Below are 24,222 nucleotides of genomic sequence, written 5' to 3' on the forward strand. Positions count from 1 at the left end.
CCAGCAGGCTCCGCTGGTAGCGCTGACAGCCGGTGCGCCGGTTTGACACGTTCGTTACGCCACGTCATAGAAGTCGTATAAATATAAACGACAGGGCCGTGAGCCTCTCGTGAAAGGAGCCGGAATGAAAAAAATCTATGGAAGCGCTGCCGAGGCGCTGGAGGGCGTGCTGCAGGACGGCATGCTGATCGCGGCAGGGGGCTTTGGCCTGTGTGGTATTCCTGAATTGCTGCTGAACGCGATCCGCGACGCGGGCACCAAGGATTTGACCTTTGCCTCGAACAACGCGGGCGTGGACGACTTCGGCATCGGTATCCTGCTACAGACAAAGCAGGTCAAAAAGATGATCAGCTCTTATGTCGGCGAGAACAAAGAATTCATGCGCCAGTATCTGGGGGGCGAGCTTGAGCTGGAATTCAATCCCCAAGGCACCTTGGCTGAACGCATGCGCGCTGGTGGTGCTGGTATCCCTGGCTTCTATACCAAGACCGGCGTCGGCACGGTGATCGCCGAAGGCAAGGAGCACAAGGATTTCGACGGCGAGACCTATATCCTTGAACGCGGTATCGTTGCGGATCTGGCGATCGTCAAAGCGTGGAAAGCGGACGACACCGGCAACCTCGTGTTCCGCAAGACGGCCCGCAACTTTAACCCGCCTGCGGCCATGTGCGGCAAGATCTGCATCGCGGAAGTCGAAGAGATCGTGCCACGCGGCAGCCTTGACGGCGACGCGATCCACCTGCCCGGCATCTATGTACACCGCATCATTCAGGGTGATCACGAAAAACGCATCGAACAGCGCACAGTGAGGACTGCATAATGGCTTGGGATCGCAATCAAATGGCGGCACGCGCCGCGCAAGAACTGCAAGACGGTTGGTATGTGAACCTTGGCATCGGGATTCCGACGCTTGTGTCCAACTATATCCCCGAAGGCATGGATGTGACGCTGCAATCGGAAAACGGCATGCTTGGCATGGGTGCGTTTCCGATCGACGGTGAGGAAGACGCCGATTTGATCAACGCCGGAAAGCAGACAATCACCGAGCTGGATCGCACCTCGTATTTTGACAGTTCGATGTCCTTCGGCATGATCCGCGGCGGCAAGATCGCCATGGCCATTCTGGGCGCGATGGAAGTTGCTGAGAACGGCGACCTTGCCAATTGGATGATCCCCGGAAAGCTGGTCAAAGGCATGGGCGGCGCGATGGATCTGGTCGCGGGCGTCGGTCGTGTTGTTGTGGTCATGGACCACGCCAGCAAGCATGGCGACAGCAAAGTGTTGAAGGAATGCACGCTGCCGTTGACCGGCAAAGCTGTCGTCGACCGCATTATCACCAACCTTGGTGTGCTGGATGTCGTCGAAGGCGGGCTGAAGATCGTGGAATGCGCCGAAGGCGTGACCGAAGACGAACTACGCGCGGCGACCGAAGCGACCATCGTCTAAACGCCGATACGAGAGAACCAAGAGGGGCGCTGCCAGCATTGGCTGCGCCCCTCTTTCACGTCCTGCACTCGGTCGAGGGGCGTGTCAGTTCATTGCGGCGAAGACGCAGCCGTCTGAAATAAGCTCGGGCGGGGTTTGGCAAAGCCCCTTGGCGACCTGAAAAGCAGCCAGCACCTTGGGCACATAATCGCGTGTCTCGGCAAAGGGGGGCACGCCGGCGTGTTTGCGCACCGATCCTTCGCCCGCGTTATACCCGGCCAGCACCAGTATCGGGTCGCGGTCAAATTCGCCCATCAACCAATCAAGGTATTTCACCCCGCCCGCGATGTTCTGCGTCGGGGCCATGCTGTCAATCACGCCAAAACGCGTCGCCGTATCCGGCATCAACTGCATCAACCCCTGCGCCCCTGCCCCGCTGATGGCATCAGCACGCCCGGCGGATTCCACAGTGATCACCGCCAGCACCAAAGCGGGCGAGACCTGCGTGCCGATCGTAGAGCGAAGAATGTCGATACCGTTTGCTTTCGCGATCTCTTGCATCTGTTGCATGCGCGGCGCGGGAATCTTGCTGCTGGCCGTGGCAAGCGTCACCATTGCGGTCTCCAGCCGACCCGGGCCGGATTTCTCGACCGCCGGAGACACCCGATCCCAGAACCAGTCATATTGACCAGGTGAGGCCGGCACGATGGCACCGGACGCGGTTGCCACGACCTCGGGCACATCAGCGACCTTGGGTTCGATGAAGACGTTGATGCGATTGGTGCTGCCCGCCTTGGGCGGCTTCACCCGCTTGGCCTCGAATTTGGGAAACGGTTTGGGCACGTCAGCCCAGGCAACAGAAGCCGCCAGCATCCCCACCATCAAAGATACGGTCAATCGTCGAAACATCACTGCCTGCACTGGTTTTTTGATTGCTCTTTTTCAGCAACCTCGCACAGAATCTGCTGTCAGACCAACCAAACATGGCAAGGAACATGGCGATTTCGCCTTAATTGATGCAATCCTGCCCCGCTTTGAGACTGGGCAAACAAAAAATGAAGGAGGAGAATCCTTTCAGATCAGTCGCCTAAGTGAATTTTTTTGGAAAGTGACGGCAATAGGCGAAAAGTCACATTTGCCGCCAAATTCGTGCCCCAATCGCAGGGCTATATAGGCTCATACCAAGTCAGCCAGATGCGGAATTGAGAGAGAAGCATCGAAACGGACGACACGGTTGAGATTGAAAACTTTATGATCCTTGGAGGGACATACCATGATGAACTTTATCAAAAACTTCAAAAATGACGAATCCGGTGCCGTGACTGTTGACTGGGTTGTTCTGACCGCCGCCGTTGTTGGCCTGGCCGTCGCAGCCTACTCCTCGATCCAAACTGGCGCGACAAGCCTGACTGCAAATACTCAGTCCTTCATGGCGACGCAGAACCCTAGCAAATAAGCTGTCGACAATGACGGTAGACCTGGCCGCATTCTGCTCGACAGGATGCGGCCAGTTTTTTTTAGACCTTCATCACGCAAGGCAACACAATGCTTTCGAAGCTCATTAAATTTTGGAAAAGCCCAAGTGGCGCGGTCACGGTTGACTGGGTTGTCCTATGTGCCGCCGTCGTATCGCTAGCCGTATTGATCGTCGTAACAATGACCACGGGAACCGTCGAACTGGCTGATAAGCTGATGACCCAGACGCCGGGCGGCCTCTAACCCCCCCCTATAATGACCCAGCTTGGTCGCGGATTGTTCATAGTCTGAACACAATCACCGCCTATCGATCAGTATAGGTTTTACGCCGTGTCCCGGACCGGCACCCACTCAAGAGAGGTAAGTAACATGCGGATGGTTTTTGGACTGGTCTTGCTCGCCGGTATCGCCTTGGCAGGTGGTGCTGTGTATCTGGCAAAGGGCCGTATCGGTGAATATCAAATGGCGCACCAACAGGCACAAGAAGCCCTGGCGCAAATCGTACCAACGGTGGGCGTCTATGTCGCCACCGGACCGCTGAAATATGGGCAGCGTCTGACCCGCGAGGATGTGCGTCAGGTAAGCTGGCCTGAAAACGCGATCCCCGAAGGCTCCTTTATCGAAGAAGCCGCGCTATTCCCTGAAAACAGAGATGACCTGCGGGTCGTGCTGCGCGCCATGGAAAAAGACGAAGCCATCATGGCTGTGAAAGTAACCGAGCCCGGTGCAGACATTGGCCTCACCTCCCAGTTGGAACGCGGCAGCCGTGCGTTCGCCATCCGCGTCGATGTATCCAGTGGCGTGTCAGGCTTCCTGCGACCAGGTGACCGTGTCGATGTTTACTGGACGGGCCGGATCAACCGGGGCGGCAACGACCGTGGCGACACGGGTGACGTCACCAAGCTGATCGAGGCAGGCGTCAAGATTATCGCCATTGACCAAAGCGCCGGCGGGGAACGCAGTGAAGCCGCGATCGCCAACACCGTGACTGTTGCAGTTCAGCCCTACCAAGTGGCAGCATTGGCACAGGCACAATCTACCGGCAATCTGTCCCTGTCGCTTGTCGGGGCAGAGGATGACACGGTTGCTGCAGAGATCGAAGTCGACCAACGTAGCCTTCTGGGTCTCGCCGAAGAAACCGTCAAGGTCGAGGCAACGACACAGAAAGTCTGCACCATCCGGACACGCCGTGGTGCCGAAGTGCTCGAAATTCCGATCCCCTGCACCAACTGATGTGCTCTTGAACAGGGCCTTCCAAAATTATGTCCGCGCCGCGCAGCCCCCTGTGCGGCGTTTGGCATTGCGCGGGTATGTTGCCCGTAATCCACAGGTAACTGCGGCCTGACGTCATTGATTCTTGCAAAAAAACCAAAAGAACCGCAGAGTGTCGCAAACGGCGGGCGCAAAGACCCTATTTTGAGGCGTGATCACAAAGGCAGGTCACATGAAAATTGATAAATTTATCAAAGCAGTCCTATTGGGACTGACGATTGGCGCGATGCCGATTGCATTGACCGCCCCGCTTGACGCTCAGGCAAACACGCTGCGCGTGGTCAAAAAAGGTACCAACCGCGTGTTGGAAGTCCCTATGAACCGCGCTGTAGTGGTTGAAAGCGACATTCCCTTTGCGGAGCTGAGCATTGCCAACCCCGGTATCGCAGATATTTCGTCGCTCTCGGATCGCACGATTTATGTTCTGGGCAAATCCCCCGGACTTACAACGCTGACACTGCTTGATGCCGCGGGGCAACTGATCACGAACGTTGATGTGCGCGTCGCAGCGGATGTCTCCGAGTTCAAGGAACGCCTGCGTCAGATCCTGCCCGGCGAAAAGATCGAAGTCCGCACGGCGAACGACGGTATCGTGCTGTCGGGCATCGTGTCCTCGACCCAACGCTTGCAGCGGGCACTTGATCTGGCCGAACGCTACGCCCCTGAACGCGTGTCCAACCTGATGAGCGTCGGTGGCATCCAGCAGGTGATGTTGAAAGTTCGTTTTGCCGAGATGAGCCGATCCGTCTCTAAGTCGCTAAGCGCATCACTGGCGCTGAACGGCCTTGTGGGCAGCGATCTGGCATTGAATGGCGGCACCAATTCGACGAACACATCCGGCGCAATCGCCAATTCGCTTGGCGGGTCGACCCCGGCATCGAATGGCAACGCAGGGGCGGTTTTGTTTGGCTTCAACGCCGGATCGACGCAGGTCGGTCTGCTGCTTGAGGCGCTGGAGCAAAAAGGCGCGGTGCGCTTTCTGGCTGAACCGAACCTCGTGGCGCTGTCGGGGCAAGAGGCGACTTTCCTCGCGGGGGGCGAATATCCTGTCCCCGTGGCGCAGACCGGCGACCAGATTTCGGTTCAGTATAAACCCTTCGGCGTAGAGATGAGCTTTATCCCCCGGGTCGTGGACAAAGACCTGATCAACCTCGAACTCAAGGCGGCCGTATCGGCGATTGATGCCAGCAACAGCGTGTCCTTGGGCAACGGATTTGATATTTCCGCATTTACCCGCCGCGAAACCTCGACCACGGTTGAAATGCGCGACGGCGAAAGCTTTGCGATCGCCGGACTGCTGACAGATGATTTCACCGACACCTCCACACAATTGCCCTGGATCGGCGACGTGCCTGTATTGGGCGCGTTGTTCCGCAGCGCAAACTACCAGCGCAGCCAAACCGAGCTGGTGATTATTATCACCGCACACCTTGTGACCCCGACCCGTGGCGAGGCCTTGGCCCTGCCCACCGACCGGATCAAGCCGCCCACCGAAAGCGAATTGTTCTTGTCTGGCCGCACGTCCAAAGGCAGCACGGCCCCCACCAAAGGGGCCGCTGGCGAAGTTGCCAAGCAGGACTTTAGCGGGTCGTATGGCTATGTATTGGATTGATCAGATGACTTCAGCGATCGCTTCGACAGGCAAAATCACCGGGTTGTGCGTCGCCTTGGCCATGACTGTTACAGGCTGTGTCAGCAGCCCTGATCCGGTCTTTACCCAGTTTCACCGCGAAGCAGGGTCGCTGACCGATCTGGGCACCTTTGGAAACGCGACTTTGAACAACCGCTTGGTGATGACCGGTGAGCGCCAGTATACATTCGATCTGGCCAACCGCTTTGCCGGCGAAGTCGAATCGACCGTCACCTTTGCTTTTAACTCTGCACAACTAGACGGGGTCGCGCAGTCGGTTCTGCGACGTCAGGCCGGATGGATCCGCCAGTTCCCCGAAGTCCGCTTTCGCGTCTATGGCCATACTGATGCCGTCGGGTCGAACAGCTATAACAAAACACTGGGCCTGCGCCGCGCGCAATCCGTTGTGGCCTTCTTGTCCACACAAGGTATCAGCCGCAGTCGCCTAGAAGCCGTTGTTTCCTTTGGCGAAACACAGCCCCTGATCGTGACCCAAGGTCGCGCACGTGCAAACCGCCGGACTGTGACCGAAGTTAGCGGCTTTGTCGGGCGTCATCCGACTGTGCTGGACGGAAAATATGCCCAGATTATCTATCGCGACTATGTCGCCAGCGCCGTGCCGCCGACCCTGCTGACAGGCGGTGCCGCCCCCACCGGCGCTGTGGGAGAATAACCGCTTTTCAAACTTTTCGAGAGGGCCTGATCGTCGCTGACGGTCGGGCCTTTTTCATTTCAATCCGCTTAAACGGTGCGGATCGTTTCAAAAGACCAAACAATAGAAACTATTTGGCCCCAATCTTGCCCCAGTTAGCAGGGATATTCACTGCAATAGGACAGTTGCGTCCGGCCATTGTGGTCTGGATGCAGGGGACCGCAAGGCAACAAAGGGTAACACCCGACCAGCCCTTGCCAGCGCCCGCATAAAAGAAGGGGAAGTTTCGGTATGAGCAGCCATATACCACAGATTGACGCGCCACAGATCATCGCGTGCACCGTCAGCCGGGATGTGCAGAACTTTGACCTGCTGATCGAAGATATGGAATCAGCTTTGGGCGAGGCCTGGGGCGATCTGGGCTTCTCTGAAAGTCTTGCGTTTTTCAGCCAACCCGAAGCGGCGACGCTTGAACTTATTGCGCTGGCGCTCGATTCGAAAGACGAAGAGAACCTGCCAATGATGTCCGAGATCATCGCGCAGGCAAAAGCACGTCATATCAAAGTGATCCTGATCGCCGAAGACATGTCCCCCGCCTCGCTCCATTCGTTGTTGCGCCAGGGCGCGGATGAATTTGTCCCCTACCCTCTACCCGAAGGTGAATTGGCCTCGACTATAATTCGTCTGCGCGCCTCCCCCGAACCTATGGTGGCACCCGCGGAGACAGGCCCCAAGCTGAAACCCGGCACCCAGAAGGATGGTGCTGTGATCGTGGTGCACGGACTGGCCGGCGGCACCGGTGCCACCAGCCTTGCGGTGAACCTTGCATGGGAACTGGCGACATCTGACAAAAAGAACCCGCCCAAAGTGTGCTTGCTTGATCTTGACCTGCAATTCGGGGCCGTGGCGACCTATCTGGACCTGCCGCGTCGCGAAGTGGTCTATGATATGCTGATCGAAACCGACGCGATGGACGAGGAAAGCTTTGGTCAAGCCCTGCTGACCTACGAAGAAAAGCTCCAGGTTTTGACCGCCCCTGCCGACATGCTGCCGCTTGATTTGATCACCTCGGAAGATGTGACACGGATCCTGGATATGGCGCGCAATCAGTTCGATTATGTGGTCGTCGATATGCCCTCGACGCTGGTGCAGTGGACGGAAACCGTACTGACCAATGCACATGTCTATTTTGCCATGCTCGAACTGGATATGCGCTGCGCCCAAAACGCCCTGCGCTTCAAACGTGCCCTGCAATCCGAAGACCTTCCTATCGAAAAGCTGCGGTATGTCATGAACCGCGCGCCGAAGTTCACCGACCTGAACGCCAAAGCGCGCGTCAAACGGATGGCAGAGAGCCTAGGGATTTCGATCGATGTGCAACTGCCCGATGGCGGCAAACAGGTAACCCAAGCCAACGACCACGGTCTGCCGCTGGCCACCACCGCCGCGAAAAACCCCCTGCGCCGCGAGATCGCCAAGCTCGCCGGTTCGATCCACGATCTCAAGGCTGACGAAGCCAAAGCCGCCTGATCCGGCCCTAGCGCCAGATAACTTAGAAAGAGTAATCAGATGTTCTCGAAGTATAAAAAGCCAGGTGACGTTGCCGCAGCCACACCCGCCCCAAAGGCGAAGGCGCCTGCCCCCCAGCAACAGCCAGAGGCCGCGGTCGCCCCCAAGCCCGTTAGCATGCGCCGCGTGGCCCAAGCCGCATCCGTCGCGCCACAGGATCGCGACGTAAAGCGCAAGCAACGCATGAGCGAGATCAAGCTTGAACTGCACCGCGCCCTACTTGAGAACCTGAACCTTGCAGCTCTTGAACATGCATCTGAACAGGATCTGCGCAGCGAGATCAACGAAATCTCTGCAGAAATTCTGGCCGAGAAATCCATCGTCCTGAACCGCGAAGACCGGATTCAGCTGAACTCCGAACTCTATGACGAGGTGACCGGCCTTGGCCCGCTGGAAACGCTGCTGAAAGACGACACCATCAACGATATTCTGGTGAACGGGCCCCAGCAGATTTTTGTCGAACGTGACGGCAAACTGCAGCTGACCGACGTGACATTTAAGGATGAAAAGCACCTGCTGCGCATCATCGACAAAATCGTGTCCGCCGTTGGCCGTCGTGTCGACGAAAGCAACCCTTACGTCGATGCGCGCTTGAAAGACGGCTCGCGTTTCAACGCCATGGTGCCGCCGATTGCCGTGGACGGCAGCCTTGTGTCCATTCGTAAGTTCAAAAAAGACAAACTGGGCATCGACGATCTGGTGAGCTTTGGTGCCTTCTCGGAAGAGATGGCCGCCTATCTTCAAGCCGCCGTGGCCACCCGCCTGAACATCATCGTATCGGGTGGTACAGGGTCCGGCAAAACCACCACGCTGAACGCACTGTCCTCTTTCATTGCGAACGACGAACGCATCCTGACCATCGAAGACACCGCCGAACTTCAACTGCAACAGACCCACGTGGGCCGCATGGAAAGCCGCCCGCCCAACGTCGAAGGCAAAGGCGAAGTATCTCCGCGCGATTGTCTCAAAAACGCTCTGCGGATGCGTCCGGACCGGATCATCGTCGGCGAGACACGTGGCGAGGAAGTCATCGACATGCTGCAGGCCATGAACACCGGCCACGACGGGTCGATGACCACAATCCACGCCAACTCTGCCCGCGACGGTGTGAGCCGTCTGGAAAACATGATTGCGATGGCCGGTATCGAAATGCCGTTGAAAGCGGTGCGCAGCCAGATTTCATCGGCTGTGAACCTGATTGTTCAAGCGTCGCGTTTGCAAGACGGCTCGCGTCGTATGACATCGATCACCGAAATCACCGGTATGGAAGGTGATGTTATCTCGATGCAGGAAATCTTTCGGTACCAACGCGTCGGCCTGACACCCGAGAACAAGATCATCGGCCATTTCACCGGCACCGGCGTGCGCAGCCACTTCTCTGAACGCTTCAAAATGTGGGGCTATGACCTGCCGTCGTCCATCTACGAACCCGTTGTGGTCAAGTAAGGATTATCAATCATGAGCGCAGAACCCATTATCTATGGCCTGATCTTTATCGGTGTCCTTGTGCTGGTCGAAGGGCTGTACCTGGTCGCCTTCGGTAAATCCATCAGCCTCAACAGCAAGGTCAACCGCCGGCTGGAAATGTTGGAAAAAGGGGCCGGCCGCGAAGAGGTTCTGGACAAGCTGCGCAAGGAAATGCAGCAGCATATGGATAACAAATCCATTCCCATCTATTCAATGCTCGCCGCAAAAGCGCAAAAAGCCGCGATTGCCTTTGCGCCAAAACAGCTAATCATGATTATGGCCGGGCTGTCCGTTGTCGCCTTTTTGGGCCTGACCATCGGTACCAGCACCGAAGTCCCCGTGCGTATCCTGATCTCTGTCGGCATCGGGGTCGGGGCGGTTTATTTCTGGATCTCGTCCAAAGCTAAAAAGCGCATGGACCTGATCGAAGAACAATTGCCTGATGCGGTCGAACTGATGGTGCGGTCGCTGCGTGTCGGCCACCCGTTCACAAGCGCCATCTCTATTGTCTCCAAGGAAATCCAGGACCCGCTTGCGTCGGAATTCGGGGTGATCGCGGATGAAACCGCCTATGGCCGCGACATTGGCGAGGCGCTCAAGGATATGGCCGAACGGCTTGATATGCAGGATATGCGCTTCCTTGCGGTTGCGGTGACCATCCAGCAGCAATCCGGCGGTAACCTCGCTGAGATTCTCGCGGGGCTGGCCAAGGTGATCCGCGCCCGTTTCCGCCTGTTCCGCCGCGTACGTGCCATCACGGCCGAAGCGAAATGGTCGGGCAAGTTCCTTTCAGCCTTCCCCGTTGTTGCGCTGATCGTGATCAGACTTGGCGACCCGCATTACTATGACGAAGTCATGACCCACCCGCTGTTCGTTCCCGGCTGCATTGCCGTGGTCGTGTTCCTGTCGCTTAACCTCATCGTCATGCGCAAGCTGACCGATATTAAAGTCTAAGGGGGCTTCACTGTGAATTTCCTGACCACACTCGACACCACACTTGGTCCCATCGGCTGGATCGCCGTTCTGGGCGTACTTGGCCTGACCATGGTCGGTGCCACGCTGATCATGATCCTGCGCCAGCCCGAAGATCCGCTGGCCAAGCTGAAACGCAGCCAATCCGAATCCTCCGACGCAGGCAAACAACAGCGCTTGCGCCAGTCAGACCGCAACGAACAGCTGCAAAAATTCGCCAAGTTCCTTGAACCCGAAAACATGGAAGAGCTCAGCGCCAAGGCGCTGCTACTCCGGCAGGCGGGCTATGGCTCGCGCGATGCAGTGCGATTCTTTCACTTTGCGCAGATGGCACTTGGTATTGCAGGCTTGGTGATCGGCACCGTTTACGTCAACTTTCTTGGCGGTGGCGAAGGCCTGAGCACCAATAAGATGATGATCTATACAGTCGGCCCCGGTGCGATCGGGTATTTCCTGCCCCGCTATTGGGTGACCCGCCGTGTCGAGGAACGCAAAGAGGAAATCACCCGTGGTTTCCCCGATGCGCTCGACATGATGCTGGTTTGCGTCGAGGCAGGGCAATCGCTGGACCAATGCATCGTCCGTGTCGCTGCCGAATTGCGCGCCTCTTATCCTGCGTTGGCCGAAGAATTCGAAATCGTCGCCCAAGAGATGAAGGCCGGCAAGGACAAGGTCAGCGTATTGAACGCCATGGGCGAACGCTGCGGTGTGCAAGACGTATCGTCCTTTGTCACGGTGCTGGTGCAATCGGCGGCCTTCGGGACATCCATCGCCGACGCCCTGCGGGTCTATGCCGCCGAGATGCGCGACAAACGTGTGATGCGTGCCGAAGAGGCCGCAAACAAGTTGCCAACCAAGATGACACTTGCCACAATGATGCTGACCGTTCCACCGCTGCTGATCATTCTGGTCGCACCATCGGTGATGAACATTACCAAACTAGGTCAGTAAGGCCCCGCATGTTCCACACCTCCAAGCGCGCGTACCCCGCTAAGCTCGCGCTTTGTATGACCTTGATCGCCGGACTGGCCGCTTGCTCTGCAGGCGGTCTTTTCGCGTTGGGGGGCGAACGCACCACATCTGACAGCCCCTTTGCCCCCGGCGTTAACACCCGCAAAGACGCCGAAGACGGGGTAGAGGTCGCCCACCGTTTGATGCACGCCGGTGAATACGAACTCGCAATCCGCGCTTTTAATCGTGCCGCGCTCGCCTCTGAACTAAATGCCGAAATCCTGTCGGGTCTGGGCAGCGCCAATCTGGGACTGGGGCGTTTGGGCCAGGCCGAAAGCCTGCTGCGAGATGCCGTCGAAAAGGATGAAACTCACCCCGAGGTCTGGAATAATCTTGGCGTTGTGCTGATGGAAAGCGGCAAACTCGCCGAAGCCCAACTGACCTTCCGTAAGGCATATGCTCTCGATAATGGCGAAAGTGACGCAATCCGTGACAATTTACGCTTAGCACTCGCAAAATCGGAAAACTCTGTTACGATCCCAGAGCAAGAAGACAGTTATAAATTGGTGCGGCGCGGCTCGGGGGACTATCTGGTTCGGCCAGCATCATGACGAGGCAGAGCAGTAAAAGGACGCAAAAATGCGCCACCCTATCCTATCGGCCGTCTGCATTGCAGGCGTCGTCGCACTAGCAGGCTGCGGCAAAAAATCCGGCGAGGACACAGTGACTCGCGCGTTCCAAGACGTAAACGTCGTGGATGAAAGCAACCTGAATGATGTGATGTTGACTGTCGCGGACCCGAACGAGGCCGTGAGCTATTTCACCCGCACCGCACAGGAAAAGCCCGATCGCATCGACATCCAGCGCAGCCTTGGCAAATCGTTGATCCGCGCCAAGCGCAACCAAGAAGCAGCTGTTGTTTGGGGCAAGGTCGCGGGCTCAAAAGATGCCACCGCCGATGACAAGATCGATTACGCCGATGCGCTGATCCGTGCAGGCGATTGGGCCAAGGCCGAAAAGACACTGGATTCTGTCCCGCCAACCCATGAAACCTATAATCGCTACCGGCTCGAGGCGATCGTCGCCGACAGCAAGCAGGAATGGGACAAGGCCGACAGCTTTTACGAAATCGCCATCGGACTGACCACTAAACCCGGTTCGGTCATGAACAACTGGGGCTATTCCAAGCTCACCCGCGGTGATTATCAGGCGGCAGAACGTCTGTTCGGTGAAGCCGTCAAACAGGATCCGACCCTTTTTACCGCCAAGAACAACCTGATCCTCGCCCGTGGCGCGCAGCGCGAGTACAGCCTGCCGCCGATAGAGATGGACCAGACCGAACGTGCGCAGTTGCTGCATACGCTTGCTTTGTCCGCGATCAAAAAGGGCGATGTTGAAACGGGCAAAGGCTTGCTGCGCGACGCCATCAGCACCCACCCGCAACACTTCGAAGCCGCTGTCCGGTCCCTGCGCGCACTCGAAAACGCAGCCTAGCCCCGGTGGAGATCACCAGCTATGCCGCGCTTTGGTTTTTACCCTTCGCGCTGCCGCTTTGCGCCTATACGATCTATACCGATCTCGCCTTTATGCGGATCACCAACGTCACGGTGATCGCGCTGGCCGGCGTGTTTGTCATCATCGGCCCCATCGTCCTACCGTTTGACAGCTATCTTTGGCACCTGCTGGCGATGGCCATGGCGCTCGTGGTGGGAATCTTTATGAACGCAGGTGGGCTGATGGGTGCAGGCGATGCGAAATTCATTGCTGCGGCCACCCCGTTCTTCGCGCTCGGGGATCTTCAGTTTCTGATGGCGCTTTTCATGACCACGCTGATCGCGGCCTATATCATTCATCGCGCTGCCAAATACTCCCCCCTGCGCAAGCTCGCGCCGCAGTGGGTCAGCTGGCATGAAGCCAAAAAATTCCCAATGGGTCTCGCGCTTGGCACTGTGCTTGGCGCATATTTAATGCTCGGTGCCTACTTCGGGGCCTGAATTTGCCATATTCGGCCGCTAAGACGTGGGGCAAGCCTGTACCTCCATGAAAGTAGCCCTTCGTGAATATGCAAAAGAGCGCCGTCATGGCCCCTCCTCCGCCACGCACCATCCTAGAGATGAAGCTGCCCGTGGTGATGATGCGCGACATCATGATCAAGACGATGTTCCGCAAGAATGTCACCATGGTCAGCGAGCTTGCCAAAGCCATATGCCTGCCCTTGCAGGTCACGCAGGAATTGGTGGACCTGGCGCGCGAACAACGCCTTCTCGAAGCGACGGGCACACTCAACGCGAATAGCGGCACCGAAATGGGCTACCAGCTGACCGATCTGGGGAAGAACCGCGCGCTGGATGCATTGGCGCAATCGGAATATTTTGGTCCGATGCCAGTGCCGCTTGATGTTTACCGTGAACAGGTCAAACGCCAGTCGGTGCGCAACATGCAGATCACCCGCGCCCGCCTCGAAGCCGCGATGGGCCATCTGGTGCTTCCTCCGGAATTGATTGGCAATCTGGGCCCGGCTGTTACGGCAGGCCGATCCATCTTGATGTACGGCCCCCCCGGCAACGGCAAGTCCAGTATTTCAAACGGAATCCGCGATGCGCTTGGCGACAAGATCTACGTCCCGCGAGCCATCGAATATGCCGGACAGGTGATCACCGTCTACGACCCTATCGTCCACTCCGCTGCGATCGAGGAAGAACAAGACCCGACATCGTTGCGCCGCGTTACCCGCTTTGACACCCGCTATGTCAGATGCGAACGCCCCACCGTGATCACCGGGGGCGAGCTGACGCTTGATATGCTCGATCTTGTCTATAATCCCACCGCACGCACCTATCAGGCACCGCTGCAGCTGAAATCCACGGGCGGCATCTTTATCGTCGACGACCTTGGCCGCCAGTCCGAACCACCGCAGGCATTGGTCAACCGCTGGATCGTGCCACTGGAAGAAAACAAAGACATCCTGGCCCTGCAATCAGGCGAGAAATTCGAAGTGCCCTTCGACACGCTGGTGGTGTTCTCGACCAACTTTCACCCCAATGAAATCTTTGACCAAGCCGCCCTGCGCCGGATCTTTTTCAAGATCAAGATCGATGGCCCCAATCAGGAAATCTTTCTCAAGATTTTTGCCATGGTCGCCAAAAAGCGGAACATCAAGCTCGACGAGGCGTCGCTGATCCACCTGCTAAAAACCAAATACCCCACCATCGACAACACCTTTGCCAACTACCAACCGATTTTCCTGATCGACCAGATGATCGCGATCTGCGACTTCGAAGGCATTCCCCACCAGATGCGCCCCGATCTGGTTGACCGCGCATGGGCCAATATGTTCGTCGCGGATGAAACCATCGTCAGATAGGCCGCCGCTGGCACTCGGGCGTGTCCCGCTCTTCATTTTGCCTTGTAAACTCCGGGGGTGCGGGGGCTGGCCCCCGTCTGCAAACACCCTATCTTGCACCCCATGCAAACCCTGCCCCCCAAATTCACTGACTGGTTCGCCACCAAAGGCTGGACTATTCACCCGCACCAGCAGGATATGCTGGACCGCGCCGACGCCCCCGCGCTGCTGCTGATCGCCCCCACGGGCGGCGGCAAGACGCTGTCAGGCTTTCTGCCCACGTTGGTTGATTTGGCAGAGGGCGAGCATGACGGGATGCACACGCTTTATATCTCACCGCTCAAGGCACTGGCGGCGGATATCAAACGCAATCTCACCACCCCTGTGACCGAGATGAGCCTCCCCATCCGGATCGAGGACCGCACCGGCGACACCTCGCAGACCCGCAAACGGCGGCAACGCGCGGACCCGCCTCACATCTTGCTGACCACCCCCGAAAGCCTCGCGCTGCTGACCTCCTACGAGGACGCGCCACGCATGTTCAAAGGGCTCAAACGCGTGGTGATCGACGAGATCCACGCGCTCGCCGACAGCAAACGCGGCGATCAGCTGATGCTGGCACTGGCGCGACTGCAACGCTTATGTCCGGGCCTGAAACGGGTGGGCCTGTCGGCCACGGTCGAAGACCCCGCAGCCATCGCCCACTTTATGGCACGCCACCCCGATCCTTGCCCGATCCTGCTGGCCGACCCCGGACCGGCGCCCGATATCCAGATGCTGCACACAGACGCGGCCCCGCCGTGGTCCGGCAACGGCGCCGCCTATGCGATCCCTGCGGTGCTCGAACAGGTACGCCAGCATAAAACCACCCTGATCTTCCACAACACCCGCGCCCAAGCCGAGATTTTCTTTCACAACCTCTGGCTTGCCAACGAAGACAGTCTGCCCATCGGTATCCACCACGGCTCTCTTGACCGTCAGCAACGCGAACGGGTCGAAGCCGCGATGGTGCGCGGCGACCTGCGGGCCATTGTCTGCACCGGCAGCCTCGATCTTGGGATCGACTGGGGCGACGTCGATCTTGTGATTCAGATCGGTGCCCCGAAGAATGTGAAACGTCTCGTGCAACGCATCGGGCGCGCTAACCACCGCTACAACGCCCCGTCCAAGGCGCTGCTGGTGCCCGCGAACCGGTTCGAAGTCGTTGAATGCGTTGCCGCGCTAGACGCCGTATTGGCCGGAGAGCTTGACGGCGACCCGCGCGGCCCCGGCCCACGAGACGTATTGTGCCAGCATATCCTGATCACCGCATGCGCCGGTCCCTTCGACGCCGATGCGCTATATGCCGAGGTGACCTCGGCCGGCGCCTACGCGGGCCTTACCCGCGCAGAGTTCGACGCCTGCCTCGATTTCTGCGCCACGGGTGGCTATGCGCTGCGGGCCTATGACAGGTGGCAACGGCTGCTGTATACGGACGGTAAATGGCACCTGCGCGACCCCCGCAGCAGCCAGCGCATCCGCATGAACATCGGCACCATCCAAGATACCGATACGCTAAAGGTCCGGATGAAACGCAATCGCGGCGGCAAACCACTGGGCGAGATCGAAGAGGGCTTTGCTGCATCGCTGAGCGCAGGCGACACATTTCTGATTGGCGGGCAGATCGTCAAATACGAAGGCCTGCGCGAAATGACCGTCGAGGTCAGCCGCTCTGCCGCCAAGAAACCACGCGTTGCCACGTTCATGGGCACGAAATTCGCCACCTCCACCCAGCTTTCGGCCCGCGTGCAACGCATGTTCACCCAAGACAGCTGGCCCGGCCTGCCGCGTCATACTGCCGAATGGCTTGCGCTGCAGCGCGACGTCAGCCAGCTGCCGCAACCGGGGCGCTTGCTGATCGAAAGCTTCCCCCACGATGGCCGCGCCCAAACGGTGTTCTACGGCTTTGCCGGTCGCAACGCGCAACAAACTCTTGGCTTGCTGCTGACCAAACGGATGGAAGAGCTTGGCCTTAACCCTCTGGGTTTTGTCGCCACTGATTATGCCACGCTGATCTGGGGGCTTGATCCGGTTGATGATCCGGCCCCGCTTGTTGATGCCACGGCACTACATGACGGGCTTGACCTTTGGCTGGCGGGCAACGCTGTGATGAAACGCACCTTTCGCGCTGCCGCCACGATCGCTGGGTTGATTGAACGAAACACCCCACAGGCCCGCAAATCAGGCCGTCAGGCGACTTTCAGCTCGGATATTCTCTACGATACACTGCTGAAATACGAACCGGATCACCTGCTGCTCGACATCACCCGCGAAGAGGCGCTACGCGGACTGGTGGACTTTGGCCGCATCGAAGAGATGCTGCACCGGATCAAGGGCCGTATCGATCACCGCAGCCTCGACCGTGTCAGCCCGCTGTCAGCGCCACTGTTTTTGGAAATGGGACGTGTGCCGGTCAAAGGGCAAGCTGAAGAACGCCTTCTAGCCGAGGAATCCGCCCGGTTGATGGAGGCCTCGGGCCTCGCGCAGATCACCCCTGCGCCTGACAATATCCCCCTCAAGCGACGCTAAACCCCGCAGCCGTCCGGCATATGAGTATTTTCAAAAGAGTGGATTAACCTTGGATAAAGGTATCTCTGCCAAACATACCTCGCGGTACAGGCTGGAGAGCCGATGACCGTAAAGGGTGAAGATGCCCCCACCCGCAGCGTCTGTGCGCGTCGGGGGCGTCCTCCGCTTCACCCTTTTACAAATACTCCTGCGCCCCTGCGTCACACCAAAACTTCGGCCCGCGCCCCTTGCGCCTGCGGGTAAACTTGGTGATGAACGCATCATGAACACCGGGTATGCCTTTGACTTTTGCGGCGCGCGGCTCACCGCGCTTGGGTCTGGCGCACTCTGGTGGGCCGAGCATGGATTGCTCTGTGTCTCTGATTTGCATCTGGGCAAGGCAGAACGGGTCGCGCGGCGCGGCGGATCTGCGCTGCCCCCATACGAGACAACCGATACGCTGATCCGCCTTGCAGCAGAGCTTGATCGTTTACCGGTGCGCGTCGTGATGTGTTTGGGCGACAGTTTCGACGATCTGCAGGCGGCCCATGCATTGCCCGAAGCAGCGCGGCTGACGTTGACCCAGCTTCAAGCAGGGCGGCAGTGGTTGTGGATCGAGGGCAACCATGATCCCGGACCTGTTGCATTGGGCGGGGAACATCTGGCCGAGGTCGCAATCGGCCCCTTGCGGTTTCGCCATATTGCGCAACCGGATACGCAGGCAGAGGTATCGGGGCATTACCACCCCAAGGCACGGCTGCGACTACGCGGGCGTGCGGTATCCCGCGCGGCTTTTCTATATGACGACCAGCGGCTGATCATGCCGGCGTTTGGTACCTATACCGGCGGGCTGTTCAGCGACGCCTCGGTGCTACAGGCATTGATGGGGCCACGGGCCTGCGCCATACTCACCGGACCGCAGCCCACCGCGATCCCCATGCCACGCTAGTCGCAGTCACGGGGCCGGATATCGACGTTGAAAGAGGCCCCATGACTCCGCAAGAAATCGCCCGCATCCGCGACAGCTTTGGCGCACAGACCATGATGCAGACCCTCGGCGCAGAATTGAGCGATGTGTCCAAGGGGCTGATCCGGATCGAAGCCCCGATCCTGCCCGGCACGCTGCAGCAGCAAGGGTTCGGGCATGCGGGTCTGACGTTCTCTATCGGGGACAGCGCTGCGGGCTATGCCGCGCTGACGACACTGCCCTTGGATACCGAGGTCGTCACCGCCGAGATCAAGATCAACCTGCTGGCCCCCGCACGCGGAGATAGGCTGATCGCGATTGGCAAGGTGGTCAAACCGGGCAGGCGGCTGTGTGTGGTCACGGCAGAAGTGTTTGCTCAAAGCGGCGACCAGCAGGTGCTGATCGCCTTGTTGCAAGGCACGGTGGTGCCGGTTCCAGCGGCTGTGGACTAGGCCGTCAGCCCTTCGGGTTCAGGCAGATCATGGGCGCGGCAGCAGGCCGTGACCGTATTGGCCAGCAGGCAGGCGATGGTCATCGGCCCTACGCCCCCTGGCACGGGCGTAATGGCACCGGCCATCTCGACGCAGCTATCAAAGTCAACATCACCCACCAGACGGGTCTTGCCTTCGCCCCGCTCTGGCGCGTCCAGGCGGCTGATGCCTACGTCGATGACGGTCGCGCCCGGTTTGAGCCAGTCGCCGGGCACCATCTCGGGTCGGCCCACGGCCGCAATCACGATGTCAGCGCGGCGCACGACGGCGGCGAGGTCCTTGGTCCGTGAATGGGCAATGGTGACGGTGCAGCTGTCGTTCAGCAGAAGCTGTGCCATCGGCTTACCGACGATATTGCTGCGCCCGATCACGACCGCATCCATCCCCGACAGGCTGCCGTGGTGGTCGCGCAGCATCATCAGACAGCCAAGCGGCGTGCAGGGCACCATGGACTTCTGTCCTGTGCCCAAAAGCCCTACGTTCGAAATATGAAATCCGTCTACATCTTTGGCCGGATCAATCGCGCTGATCACGAGGTCTTCGTTCAGGTGATCGGGCAAGGGCAGCTGCACGAGGATGCCGTGGATCGTGTCATCGTTGTTCAGGGCGTCGATCAGGGAAAGCAGTTCCGCCTCTGATGTTGTGTCCTCAAGCCGGTGTTCGACCGACTTCATGCCCACTTCCTTGGTCATCTTGCCCTTGGATTTGACATAGACCTCGGACGCGGGATCGGCACCGACCAACACCACAGCCAGCCCCGGCGTGATCCCGTGATCGTCTTTCAGCCGCGTCACATGCTGGGCGACCTGCCCCCGCACCTTTGCTGCAAATGCTTTGCCATCAATGATCGTCGCTGTCATAGGGACCGTCCTTTGTCTGTAGTGGCGCTGGTATCACCTGCCACAGCAGATGACGGCGCGAAGGAGCGATCCTCCGCGCCCTGTTCATACGCGCTTAGAACAGACCTTCAACATCGCCGATGTCATTGAGACGAATATTTTCGGCAGAGGGCACCCGTGGCAGGCCCGGCATGGTCATGATCTCGCCGCAGATGGCGACGACAAAGCCGGCACCCGCGGACAGACGGACTTCGCGCACGGGGATGGTAAAGCCGGTCGGCGCGCCGCGGGCTTCGGGATCGGTGGTGAAACTGTATTGCGTCTTGGCCATACAGACCGGCAGATCGCCATAGCCCTGCTCTTCCCAGTCCTTCAGCTGATTGAGGATTTTCTGGTCCATGACCGCCGCGTCGGCGCGGTAGATCTTTGTGGCGATCGTGTTGATCTTTTCGGCCAGCGGCATCGCGTCGGGATACAGCGTGGTGAAATTGGATTGACCCTTCTCGATCGTCTCGACGACCTTTTGCGCCAGATCAGCGGACCCTGCGCTGCCCAATTCCCAATGGCGTGACAGCACGGCCTCGGAGCCCTGCGAAGCGACGTAGTCCTTGACCGCTTGCACTTCGGCATCCGTATCTGTGACGAAATGGTTGATCGCGACAACGACGGGCACGCCAAAGGATTTCAGGTTCTCGATATGGCGGCCAAGGTTGGGGCAGCCGGCCTGCACCGCGTCGACGTTTTCAGCGCCCAGATCGGCCTTGGCAACGCCCCCGTTCATCTTCATCGCCCGCACGGTGGCCACGACCACAACGCAAGACGGCGCAAGCCCCGCTTTGCGACATTTGATGTTCAGGAATTTTTCAGCCCCCAGATCGGCCCCAAATCCGGCTTCGGTCACCACGTAATCTGCCAGTTTCAGCGCGGTGGTCGTCGCGATGACAGAGTTGCAGCCGTGGGCGATATTCGCAAAGGGCCCGCCGTGTACGAAGGCAGGATTGTTTTCCAGCGTCTGCACAAGGTTCGGCTGCATCGCGTCTTTCAGCAGCACGGTCATCGCGCCGTCTGCCTTGATATCGCGCGCATAGATGGGTTTGCGGTCGCGGGTGTAGGCTACGATCATATCGCCAAGACGCTGTTGCAGATCGCTCAGGTCTTTGGCCAGACAAAGGATCGCCATGACCTCGGATGCGACTGTAATGTCGAACCCCGTTTCGCGCGGGAACCCGTTAGAGACACCGCCCAGTGATGCCGTGATCTGACGCAGGGCGCGGTCGTTCATGTCGACGACACGGCGCCAGACGACGCGGCGCAGATCGATTTCAAGCGCGTTGCCCCAATAGATGTGGTTGTCGATCATCGCGCTCAGCAGGTTGTGCGCCGAGGTGATCGCGTGGAAGTCGCCCGTGAAATGCAGGTTCATCTCTTCCATCGGAACGATTTGCGCATACCCACCCCCTGCGGCACCGCCCTTCATGCCAAAGTTCGGCCCAAGCGACGCCTCGCGGATGCAAACGGCAGCGTTCTTGCCGATGCGGTTCAGCCCGTCACCCAATCCGACGGTCGTGGTCGTCTTGCCCTCACCCGCGGGGGTGGGGTTGATCGCCGTAACCAAGATCAGCTTGCCATCGGGCCGGTCCTGCACCGAGTTGATGAACTTCTGCGATACCTTTGCCTTGTCGTGGCCGTAGGGCAGCAGATCATCGCTGCTGATCCCCAGTTTTTGCCCGATCTCTTGGATGGGGCGTTTGCTGGCTTCGCGTGCGATTTGGATGTCGGATTTAAATGTCATATGTGCTCCCTGATGTGCCGTCGGCATTCTGTGTTTGTTATTTCCTCAATATGCCTGCGGGGCCATGGGCAGAGGGCGCAATTCCGACATATCCGGCTCTTGATGCGGCGAGACGGGCGGGCGTGCCGCGGTTTTGCCCGTTGAAGGCGCGATGATACGCCGCAAACGGGCTTAGCCGTGCTGCCAGGCGGGTTGATCGGGGATGAACAGGCGCAGCGTATCCCCGACCCTCAGCAGCCCCTCGCGTTCGATCCAGGCGGTCACGCCCCGTCGGTGGGCAGCGGCGGACTTGAACTTGGGGCCGTGGCCGGGGCTGTCTTTTTCGATCTCGCGACCGGGCAGTACGCAGGGGCGGTTTTCCATATCAATCGTGATCGTCGCACCAGAGGTCGCTTGCAACCGCGCATTGGGCGGCACATGGGTGAAATCCGGGATGCCTTTGATCACCATAGACGTGCCAAGGTGCATGGGGTCCAGCGTGTCCAACCCCATATCTGCCGCAATCAGGGACATCTCTTCGTCCGACAGGATCGACAGCTGGCGCACGTTCCGGATGTCGGTGCCTTTGGGGTAGAGGTTGGTCACCCGCACACAGGACGCACGGGTCAGCCCTGCGTGTACGTCATCTTCGAAACCGGCATAGCTGGCAAAGGCCGCGTCGACGGGTTCTGCGCGGCGACCCTTGGCGAGTTTCGGCACCACGCCAAGCCACGTAATTGTAGCGGTAAATTTCGTTTCTTTCATCGTGGGCATTGCGCACGTCCTTTGTGATGCGTTGTCGGCAATCTGCGCAAAGCCGCACCAAAAGAAAAGGCCCCGCGGGTGCAGGGCCTTTCGTTTCGTTCAAACTAACTTAGCGCGAAAGCGTCAGACGCTTGGCTCAGGCTCCATCCCGCTTGGCGGAGGCGTCTTTTTGCCCTTTGCCTTTGGGATCGCGGTCAGGCTTGGTTTATCCAAACCACTGGTATCCTCACCATCGGGGTCTTGCGGCGGTTTGCCACTCATCACGCGTTTGATCTCTTCGCCGGTAAGGGTTTCGTATTCCAGCAAGCCTTGGGCCAGACGTTCGAATTCTTCCTCGTGGTCGGTGATCATTTTAAAGGCACGGTCGTAACCTTCGTCGATGATCCGCTTCACTTCGGATTCGATCAGTTCCTTGGTGGCCGCAGAAACGCTGAACCCGCCTGCGCCGCCATTGGCCTGATAACCGGCTGCTGCTTCGGAATAGTCGATGTTCCCGACCTTGTCCGACATACCCATGCGCATCACCATGCCGCGTGCCAGTTGGCTGGCCTGCATGATATCGCCCATCGGGCCGGAGGAGACAGTCTCAGCGCCGTACTTGAAGATTTCAGCCGCTTTGCCCGCCATGGTCATAGAGATTTTTTGCTCGGCTTCGTCCTTGAACATCTGCAGCTTGTCCATTTCGGGCAGGCTCATCACCATACCCAAAGCACCGCCACGCGGAATGATCGTCGCCTTATAAACCGGATCACATTTCGGCAGCTTGATTCCGACGATGGCGTGACCGGCTTCGTGGTAGGCGGTCTTTTCCTTCTGGTCCTGCGTCAGGACCATAGAGCGGCGTTCCGCCCCCATCATGATCTTGTCCTTGGCTGATTCGAAATCCATCATCGCGACAAAGCGACGGCCCACGCGGGCGGCGGTTAGGGCGGCCTCGTTCACGAGGTTCGCCAGATCCGCACCAGAGAAGCCGGGCGTGCCGCGTGCGATAATGCGCAGATCCACATCGGGGCCAAGCGGGGTTTTGCGAGCGTGCACCCCAAGGATCTTTTCGCGGCCTTTGATGTCGGGGTTGCCCACGGTGATCTGACGGTCAAAGCGGCCCGGACGCAGCAAGGCAGGGTCCAGCACGTCTTTGCGGTTGGTCGCGGCGATGATGATCACGCCTTCGTTCGCCTCAAAGCCGTCCATTTCAACCAGCAGCTGGTTCAATGTCTGTTCGCGCTCGTCGTTGCCACCGCCATAGCCCGCACCACGGGACCGGCCCACGGCATCGATTTCGTCGATGAATACGATACACGGTGCGTTTTTCTTGGCCTGTTCGAACATGTCGCGCACACGGGAGGCACCCACACCGACGAACATCTCGACAAAGTCAGAACCAGAGATGGTGAAGAACGGCACACCCGCCTCACCCGCAATCGCGCGTGCCAGCAGTGTTTTACCGGTACCGGGAGGGCCCTCGAGCAAGGCACCTTTGGGGATCTTGCCGCCCAAACGGCTGAATTTTTGCGGGTTGCGCAGGAATTCAACGATCTCTTCCAGCTCTTCTTTGGCTTCGTCGATGCCCGCCACGTCGTCAAAGGTCACGCGGCCATGCTTTTCGGTCAGCATCTTGGCCTTGGACTTACCAAAGCCCATCGCCCCACCTTTGCCGCCGCCCTGCATGCGGTTCATGAAATAGATCCATACACCAATCAGCAGAAGGATCGGCAGCAGCGACATCAGGAATGTCTGGAAACCGGACTGTTGCTGGGGCTCCGCACGCACCGGAATGTCCTTGGACATCAGCAGGCTGGTGACTTCGGCGTCTTCGGGCCGGATCGTGACATAGTCACTGCCATCGGCACGGCGGAAACGAACCTGTTCGCCGTCCAGCGTGACGTTGCGCACGTCGCCTGCTTCTACAGCGGTCACAAATTCGGAATAGCTGATTTCGCGGCTTTGCATCCCGCCAGTCGAACCGCTGAACAGATTGAACAGCGCCAAAACCAAAAGCATCAATACAACCCAAAAGGCGAGATTGCGCATATTACCCAAAGGAAAGTCTCCTAAATCCGGGGGACGGCACCAAACACAATGCCC

At 58.7% G+C, this 24,222-nt stretch carries 23 protein-coding genes; 18 read left to right on the forward strand and 5 right to left on the reverse strand.

What is annotated here, in order from left to right:
• The first annotated feature begins 124 nt into the window (after nucleotides 1–124).
• The gene (locus E5180_RS09635) at nucleotides 125–820 is read left to right on the forward strand and encodes a CoA transferase subunit A (RefSeq protein ID WP_138924190.1); all 696 of its coding nucleotides are present in this window, start codon (nucleotides 125–127) and stop codon (nucleotides 818–820) included.
• The gene (locus E5180_RS09640; protein WP_138924191.1) at nucleotides 820–1,446 is read left to right on the forward strand and encodes a 3-oxoacid CoA-transferase subunit B; all 627 of its coding nucleotides are present in this window, start codon (nucleotides 820–822) and stop codon (nucleotides 1,444–1,446) included. Before E5180_RS09635 ends, E5180_RS09640 begins: the two co-directional genes overlap by 1 nt.
• Nucleotides 1,447–1,530: 84 nt before the next feature.
• On the opposite strand, the gene E5180_RS09645 is transcribed toward E5180_RS09640, so the two are convergent.
• On the reverse strand, nucleotides 1,531–2,334 hold the full coding sequence (locus tag E5180_RS09645) for a lytic transglycosylase domain-containing protein (protein WP_171048935.1): 804 nt from the start codon (nucleotides 2,332–2,334) through the stop codon (nucleotides 1,531–1,533).
• A gap of 364 nt (nucleotides 2,335–2,698) precedes the next feature.
• On the opposite strand from E5180_RS09645, the gene E5180_RS09650 reads away from it, so the two are divergent.
• From E5180_RS09650 to E5180_RS09720, 16 genes are all read left to right on the forward strand, one after another.
• Nucleotides 2,699–2,881 (forward strand): hypothetical protein, encoded by a 183-nt coding sequence (locus E5180_RS09650; protein WP_138924192.1) that lies wholly within the window; start codon nucleotides 2,699–2,701, stop codon nucleotides 2,879–2,881.
• Between the two features lie 89 nt (nucleotides 2,882–2,970).
• On the forward strand, nucleotides 2,971–3,144 hold the full coding sequence (locus tag E5180_RS15750) for a hypothetical protein (protein ID WP_171048936.1): 174 nt from the start codon (nucleotides 2,971–2,973) through the stop codon (nucleotides 3,142–3,144).
• Between the two features lie 126 nt (nucleotides 3,145–3,270).
• Nucleotides 3,271–4,134 carry a Flp pilus assembly protein CpaB gene (gene cpaB / locus E5180_RS09655; RefSeq protein ID WP_138924193.1) on the forward strand — a complete coding sequence of 288 codons (864 nt, stop codon included), beginning with the start codon at nucleotides 3,271–3,273 and terminating at the stop codon, nucleotides 4,132–4,134.
• 211 nt (nucleotides 4,135–4,345) lie between these two features.
• Nucleotides 4,346–5,785 (forward strand): type II and III secretion system protein family protein, encoded by a 1,440-nt coding sequence (locus E5180_RS09660; RefSeq protein WP_138924194.1) that lies wholly within the window; start codon nucleotides 4,346–4,348, stop codon nucleotides 5,783–5,785.
• Nucleotides 5,772–6,476 (forward strand): OmpA family protein, encoded by a 705-nt coding sequence (locus tag E5180_RS09665; protein ID WP_138924195.1) that lies wholly within the window; start codon nucleotides 5,772–5,774, stop codon nucleotides 6,474–6,476. Before E5180_RS09660 ends, E5180_RS09665 begins: the two co-directional genes overlap by 14 nt.
• A gap of 270 nt (nucleotides 6,477–6,746) precedes the next feature.
• Entirely contained in the window at nucleotides 6,747–7,985 is a 1,239-nt protein-coding gene (locus E5180_RS09670; protein WP_138924196.1) for an AAA family ATPase, read from the forward strand.
• Nucleotides 7,986–8,024: 39 nt separating this feature from the next.
• Nucleotides 8,025–9,470 carry a CpaF family protein gene (locus E5180_RS09675; RefSeq protein ID WP_138924197.1) on the forward strand — a complete coding sequence of 482 codons (1,446 nt, stop codon included), beginning with the start codon at nucleotides 8,025–8,027 and terminating at the stop codon, nucleotides 9,468–9,470.
• Nucleotides 9,471–9,482: 12 nt separating this feature from the next.
• Entirely contained in the window at nucleotides 9,483–10,445 is a 963-nt protein-coding gene (locus E5180_RS09680; protein WP_138924198.1) for a type II secretion system F family protein, read from the forward strand.
• 12 nt (nucleotides 10,446–10,457) lie between these two features.
• Nucleotides 10,458–11,414, forward strand: coding sequence for a type II secretion system F family protein (locus E5180_RS09685; protein WP_254700451.1), 957 nt, complete (start codon nucleotides 10,458–10,460; stop codon nucleotides 11,412–11,414).
• Between the two features lie 56 nt (nucleotides 11,415–11,470).
• Nucleotides 11,471–12,025: a tetratricopeptide repeat protein gene (locus tag E5180_RS09690; protein WP_138925184.1), complete on the forward strand. Its 555-nt coding sequence runs from the start codon at nucleotides 11,471–11,473 to the stop codon at nucleotides 12,023–12,025.
• Between the two features lie 28 nt (nucleotides 12,026–12,053).
• The gene (locus tag E5180_RS09695; protein ID WP_138924199.1) at nucleotides 12,054–12,908 is read left to right on the forward strand and encodes a tetratricopeptide repeat protein; all 855 of its coding nucleotides are present in this window, start codon (nucleotides 12,054–12,056) and stop codon (nucleotides 12,906–12,908) included.
• Nucleotides 12,909–12,913: 5 nt separating this feature from the next.
• Nucleotides 12,914–13,408: a prepilin peptidase gene (locus E5180_RS09700; protein ID WP_138924200.1), complete on the forward strand. Its 495-nt coding sequence runs from the start codon at nucleotides 12,914–12,916 to the stop codon at nucleotides 13,406–13,408.
• 62 nt (nucleotides 13,409–13,470) lie between these two features.
• Nucleotides 13,471–14,778: an ATPase gene (locus tag E5180_RS09705; RefSeq protein ID WP_138924201.1), complete on the forward strand. Its 1,308-nt coding sequence runs from the start codon at nucleotides 13,471–13,473 to the stop codon at nucleotides 14,776–14,778.
• Nucleotides 14,779–14,880: 102 nt separating this feature from the next.
• On the forward strand, nucleotides 14,881–17,325 hold the full coding sequence (locus E5180_RS09710) for a ligase-associated DNA damage response DEXH box helicase (RefSeq protein WP_138924202.1): 2,445 nt from the start codon (nucleotides 14,881–14,883) through the stop codon (nucleotides 17,323–17,325).
• A 262-nt stretch (nucleotides 17,326–17,587) separates the two neighbouring features.
• Nucleotides 17,588–18,253 (forward strand): ligase-associated DNA damage response endonuclease PdeM, encoded by a 666-nt coding sequence (pdeM, locus tag E5180_RS09715; protein WP_138924203.1) that lies wholly within the window; start codon nucleotides 17,588–17,590, stop codon nucleotides 18,251–18,253.
• Nucleotides 18,254–18,294: 41 nt separating this feature from the next.
• A complete protein-coding gene (locus E5180_RS09720; protein ID WP_138924204.1) occupies nucleotides 18,295–18,723 on the forward strand; it encodes a PaaI family thioesterase in 429 nt (142 codons plus the stop codon).
• On the opposite strand, the gene folD is transcribed toward E5180_RS09720, so the two are convergent.
• The 4 genes from folD to ftsH all read right to left on the reverse strand — a co-directional run bounded on the left by folD (nucleotide 18,720) and on the right by ftsH (nucleotide 24,177).
• Nucleotides 18,720–19,622 carry a bifunctional methylenetetrahydrofolate dehydrogenase/methenyltetrahydrofolate cyclohydrolase FolD gene (gene folD / locus E5180_RS09725; RefSeq protein WP_138924205.1) on the reverse strand — a complete coding sequence of 301 codons (903 nt, stop codon included), beginning with the start codon at nucleotides 19,620–19,622 and terminating at the stop codon, nucleotides 18,720–18,722. The two genes, E5180_RS09720 and folD, sit on opposite strands and share 4 nt — an antisense overlap.
• A gap of 94 nt (nucleotides 19,623–19,716) precedes the next feature.
• On the reverse strand, nucleotides 19,717–21,393 hold the full coding sequence (locus E5180_RS09730; RefSeq protein WP_138924206.1) for a formate--tetrahydrofolate ligase: 1,677 nt from the start codon (nucleotides 21,391–21,393) through the stop codon (nucleotides 19,717–19,719).
• Between the two features lie 171 nt (nucleotides 21,394–21,564).
• Entirely contained in the window at nucleotides 21,565–22,146 is a 582-nt protein-coding gene (locus E5180_RS09735; RefSeq protein ID WP_138924207.1) for an MOSC domain-containing protein, read from the reverse strand.
• Nucleotides 22,147–22,260: 114 nt separating this feature from the next.
• On the reverse strand, nucleotides 22,261–24,177 hold the full coding sequence (gene ftsH, locus E5180_RS09740) for an ATP-dependent zinc metalloprotease FtsH (protein ID WP_138924208.1): 1,917 nt from the start codon (nucleotides 24,175–24,177) through the stop codon (nucleotides 22,261–22,263).
• Nucleotides 24,178–24,222 lie beyond the last annotated feature (45 nt).

Source organism: Sulfitobacter sp. BSw21498 (genome assembly GCF_006064855.1).
Lineage (GTDB): Bacteria > Pseudomonadota > Alphaproteobacteria > Rhodobacterales > Rhodobacteraceae > Sulfitobacter.

Coding starts and splice junctions, on each gene's coding strand:
- E5180_RS09635 (WP_138924190.1), top strand. CDS start 125: ATGAAAAAAATCTATGGAAGCGCTGCCGAGGCGCTGGAGGGCGTGCTG.
- E5180_RS09720 (WP_138924204.1), top strand. CDS start 18,295: ATGACTCCGCAAGAAATCGCCCGCATCCGCGACAGCTTTGGCGCACAG.
- E5180_RS09730 (WP_138924206.1), bottom strand. CDS start 21,393: ATGACATTTAAATCCGACATCCAAATCGCACGCGAAGCCAGCAAACGC.
- folD (WP_138924205.1), bottom strand. CDS start 19,622: ATGACAGCGACGATCATTGATGGCAAAGCATTTGCAGCAAAGGTGCGG.
- E5180_RS09645 (WP_171048935.1), bottom strand. CDS start 2,334: ATGTTTCGACGATTGACCGTATCTTTGATGGTGGGGATGCTGGCGGCT.
- E5180_RS09665 (WP_138924195.1), top strand. CDS start 5,772: ATGTATTGGATTGATCAGATGACTTCAGCGATCGCTTCGACAGGCAAA.
- E5180_RS09650 (WP_138924192.1), top strand. CDS start 2,699: ATGATGAACTTTATCAAAAACTTCAAAAATGACGAATCCGGTGCCGTG.
- E5180_RS09695 (WP_138924199.1), top strand. CDS start 12,054: ATGCGCCACCCTATCCTATCGGCCGTCTGCATTGCAGGCGTCGTCGCA.
- E5180_RS09680 (WP_138924198.1), top strand. CDS start 9,483: ATGAGCGCAGAACCCATTATCTATGGCCTGATCTTTATCGGTGTCCTT.
- E5180_RS09670 (WP_138924196.1), top strand. CDS start 6,747: ATGAGCAGCCATATACCACAGATTGACGCGCCACAGATCATCGCGTGC.
- E5180_RS09735 (WP_138924207.1), bottom strand. CDS start 22,146: ATGCCCACGATGAAAGAAACGAAATTTACCGCTACAATTACGTGGCTT.
- E5180_RS15750 (WP_171048936.1), top strand. CDS start 2,971: ATGCTTTCGAAGCTCATTAAATTTTGGAAAAGCCCAAGTGGCGCGGTC.
- E5180_RS09710 (WP_138924202.1), top strand. CDS start 14,881: ATGCAAACCCTGCCCCCCAAATTCACTGACTGGTTCGCCACCAAAGGC.
- cpaB (WP_138924193.1), top strand. CDS start 3,271: ATGCGGATGGTTTTTGGACTGGTCTTGCTCGCCGGTATCGCCTTGGCA.
- E5180_RS09690 (WP_138925184.1), top strand. CDS start 11,471: ATGACCTTGATCGCCGGACTGGCCGCTTGCTCTGCAGGCGGTCTTTTC.
- pdeM (WP_138924203.1), top strand. CDS start 17,588: ATGAACACCGGGTATGCCTTTGACTTTTGCGGCGCGCGGCTCACCGCG.
- E5180_RS09675 (WP_138924197.1), top strand. CDS start 8,025: ATGTTCTCGAAGTATAAAAAGCCAGGTGACGTTGCCGCAGCCACACCC.
- E5180_RS09640 (WP_138924191.1), top strand. CDS start 820: ATGGCTTGGGATCGCAATCAAATGGCGGCACGCGCCGCGCAAGAACTG.
- E5180_RS09660 (WP_138924194.1), top strand. CDS start 4,346: ATGAAAATTGATAAATTTATCAAAGCAGTCCTATTGGGACTGACGATT.